This is a genomic window from Pseudomonas sp. P5_A2_2, assembly GCF_054177685.1.
Genome location: NZ_JBGCUL010000433.1, coordinates 1 through 3,757, shown reverse-complemented (window position 1 = coordinate 3,757; position 3,757 = coordinate 1). Strand labels below are relative to the sequence as shown.

At 61.9% G+C, this 3,757-nt stretch carries 3 protein-coding genes; all 3 read left to right on the top strand.

Translation table 11 applies throughout. The annotated features are described in order from the left end of the window. Positions 1-98 precede the first annotated feature (98 nt). From ACXRVY_RS19870 to ACXRVY_RS19860, 3 genes are read left to right on the top strand one after another with little or no spacing between them, the layout of a single operon-like run. Positions 99-1,664 (top strand): ABC transporter ATP-binding protein, encoded by a 1,566-nt coding sequence (locus tag ACXRVY_RS19870; protein ID WP_457266115.1) that lies wholly within the window; start codon positions 99-101, stop codon positions 1,662-1,664. Positions 1,665-1,675: 11 nt separating this feature from the next. Continuing rightward, entirely contained in the window at positions 1,676-2,782 is a 1,107-nt protein-coding gene (locus ACXRVY_RS19865) for an ABC transporter permease (protein ID WP_223462801.1), read from the top strand. Next, entirely contained in the window at positions 2,782-3,708 is a 927-nt protein-coding gene (locus ACXRVY_RS19860) for an ABC transporter permease (RefSeq protein WP_223462800.1), read from the top strand. Before ACXRVY_RS19865 ends, ACXRVY_RS19860 begins: the two co-directional genes overlap by 1 nt. Positions 3,709-3,757: the final 49 nt, after the last annotated feature.

Sequence of the window (3,757 nt, the reverse complement as noted above, 5' to 3'; positions counted from 1 at the left end):
CTCAACGCCTCTGATCGCTGGACTTCGACATTTTCCTGACCAGATGGCCAGAAAATTGCTTTATCCACAGGCACAAGTCCAATAGCACCGAGCCTGTCATGCCCAATCACGCTCTAATCCTCGATCCGGTTCCGCGCCTGCAACTGCGCAGAATCAGCAAACGCTATCCCGGTTGCCTGGCCAACGACGCCATCGACCTGACCATTGCCCCTGGCGAGATCCATGCCCTGCTCGGTGAAAACGGCGCGGGCAAAAGCACGCTGATGAAGATCATCTACGGTGTCACCCACGCCGATTCGGGCGAGGTGATCTGGCAAGGTCAGCGGGTGAGCCTGCGCAACCCGGCCCAGGCGCGCGGTCTGGGAATCGGCATGGTGTTCCAGCATTTTTCGCTGTTCGAAACCCTGAGCGTGGCGCAGAACATTGCCCTGGCCATGGGCGCGGCGGCAGGCACACCCAGACAGCTTGAGCCGAAGATTCGCGAAGTGTCCCGCCGCTACGGCATGACGCTGGAACCGGAGCGACTTGTCCACAGTCTGTCGATCGGTGAACGGCAAAGGGTGGAAATCATTCGCTGCCTGATGCAGGACATCCGTCTGCTGATTCTCGATGAACCGACCTCAGTGCTGACTCCGCAGGAAGCTGACGAACTGTTCGTCACCCTGCGCCGGCTCGCCGCTGAGGGCTGCAGCATTTTGTTCATCAGCCACAAGCTCGGGGAAGTCCGCGCGTTGTGCCATAGCGCGACGGTACTGCGCGGCGGACGGGTGGCCGGGCATTGCCTGCCGGCCAAGTGTTCGGATCAGCAGTTGGCGCGGTTGATGGTCGGTGAAGCGGCGGAGTTGATCGCAGACTATCCGAAGGTTACCGGAGGTGATGCGTTCCTTGATGTCCGTGGCTTGTCCTGGCACAACCCGGACCCGTTTGGCTGCTCGCTTGCCAACATCGACCTTGAAGTGCGCCGTGGTGAAATTGTCGGCATCGCCGGTGTCGCCGGCAATGGCCAGGATGAGTTGCTGGCCTTGCTCAGTGGCGAAGAGCTACTGCCTCGCAACGTCAGCTCGACGATCCGTTTTGGCAAGGAGCCCGTCGCCCATTTGCGCCCCGATGCACGCCGCCAACTTGGCCTGGCATTCGTCCCTGCCGAACGCCTGGGACATGGTGCGGTGCCAGAGTTGAGCCTGGCGGATAACGCGCTGCTGAGCGCTTTTCAGCAAGGATTGGTGAGTCACGGTCTGATTCTGCGCGGCAAAGTCGAAGCGCTGGCCGAGGAAATCATCCGTCGCTTCGGTGTGAAGACGCCCGATAGCCAGACTCCGGCCCGCAGCCTGTCCGGCGGCAATTTGCAGAAATTCATCCTCGGCCGGGAAATCCTTCAGCAACCCAGACTGCTGGTCGCCGCGCACCCGACCTGGGGGGTGGACGTCGGCGCGGCCGCCACCATTCACCGCGCACTGATTGCCTTGCGCGATGCCGGCGCGGCGATCCTGGTGATCTCCGAAGACCTCGACGAATTGTTCCAGATCAGCGACCGCCTCGGTGCCTTGTGCGGCGGTCGACTGTCCGCGCTCCACGCCACTGTCGATACGCGCCTGAGCGATGTCGGCGGCTGGATGGCCGGCCAGTTCGACACCCCTCAATCACTCGCATCCGCCACGCGCTAACGGAGTGTCACATGCTGCTTTCCCTTGAACCCCGTGGCCAGCAATCGCGCCTGATGCTGTGGTGCTCGCCATTGYTGGCGGCTGCACTGACCCTGGGCTGTGGATCGTTGTTGTTTATCGCACTCGGGCACGACCCGCTGTTGACCTTGCACACACTGCTGATCGCGCCGGTCAGCGACCTGTATGGTGTCTCCGAATTGCTGGTCAAAGCCCTGCCGATTCTGCTGTGCGCATTAGGCCTGGCCGTCGCCTATCAGGCGCGCATCTGGAACATCGGCGCCGAAGGTCAACTGCTGCTCGGTGCGTTGGCCGGCAGTGCACTGGCAGTGAACATCATTGATATACAAAGCCGCTGGGCACTGGTGCTGATCCTGCTCACGGGCTCCCTGGCGGGTGCCGCGTGGGCCGGCCTGACGGCGTGGTTGCGTACACGCTTCAACGCTAATGAGATCCTGACCAGCATCATGCTCAACTACATCGCACTGAACCTGTTGCTGTTCTGCGTTCACGGCCCATTGAAAGACCCCGCGGGATTCAATTTCCCCGAGTCAGCGATGTTCGGTGACGCCAGCCGCTTGCCGCTGTTGATGGAGGATGGCCGGGTGCATGCCGGAGTGTATTTCGCCCTGCTCGCGCTAGTGGCGGTTTGGGTGTTGTTGCAGAAAAGCTTTGTCGGTTTCCAGATCAAAGTGCTCGGGCTGGACAAACGTGCCGCCGGTTTTGTCGGCTTTCGCGAGAAGCGCCTGATCTGGCTTGCGCTGTTGATCAGCGGCGGCCTGGCAGGGCTTGCCGGGGTGTGCGAAGTCACCGGCCCCATCGGCCAGTTGGTGCCGCAGGTCTCGCCGGGCTACGGCTACGCGGCGATTACCGTGGCGTTTCTCGGCCGCCTGAATCCTGTCGGCATCCTGTTTTCCAGCCTATTGATGGCGCTGCTGTACATCGGCGGCGAAAGCGCACAAATGAGCCTGAACCTGCCGCAAGCGATCACCCAATTGTTCCAGGGCATGATGCTGTTTTTCCTGCTGGCCAGCGATGTGCTGATTCTCTACCGACCGCGCTTGAACCTGCGCTGGACCCGCCGCGCCCAAGCCACCGCCGTACAAGCAGGAGCGCTGTGATGGATATCGATCTGCTGAGCAATATTTTCTACGCCATGGTCCGCTGCGGTACGCCGTTGCTGCTGGTGGCGCTGGGGGAACTGATCTGCGAGAAAAGCGGCGTCCTCAACCTGGGCCAGGAAGGCATGATGCTGTTTGGCGCGGTGATCGGTTTCATCGTCGCGTTCAATTCCGGCAACCTGTGGCTCGGTGTGTCGTTGGCGATGCTCGCCGGGATGTTGTTGTCGTCGTTGTTTGCGCTGGTGGCGCTGGTGTTCAACGCCAATCAGGTGGCCACCGGTCTGGCCCTGACGATTTTCGGCGTGGGTCTGTCGACCTTCGTCGGTGCGGCTTGGGTCGGCAAGCCGCTGGCGGGGTTTGAGCCGATGGCGATTCCGTATTTGAGTGAGATCCCACTGATCGGGCGGATGCTGTTTGCCCAGGACCTGTTGGTGTATCTGTCGTTCGCGTTGTTCGCACTGGTGGCCTGGGTGATTCTGAAAAGCCGCATCGGGCTGATCATTCAAGCGGTCGGCGAAAATCCCGACGCTGCCAGCGCCATGGGCTTGCCGGTTTTGGTTGTACGCACGTTGGCGGTGTTGTTCGGCGGCGCAATGGCAGGGTTGGCCGGGGCTTATCTGTCCCTGGCGTACACGCCGATGTGGGCGGAGAACATGAGCGCCGGGCGCGGCTGGATTGCCCTGGCGCTGGTGGTGTTCGCCAGTTGGCGGGTGTGGCGCCTGCTGCTCGGCGCCTACCTGTTCGGGCTCGCCAGCATCCTGCACCTGGTGGCGCAGGGGTTGGGGCTGGCAATTGCGTCCAGTCTGCTGGCGATGCTGCCGTATGTCGCGACCATTGTGGTGCTGGTGCTGCTGTCACGGGATGCGCTGCGCACACGGTTATATGCGCCGGTGTCGTTGGGGCAGCCGTGGCAGGCTGGGCATTAAGGGTTGCCTGATCTGGCCTCATCGCGAGCAAGCTCGCTCCCACAAGGAT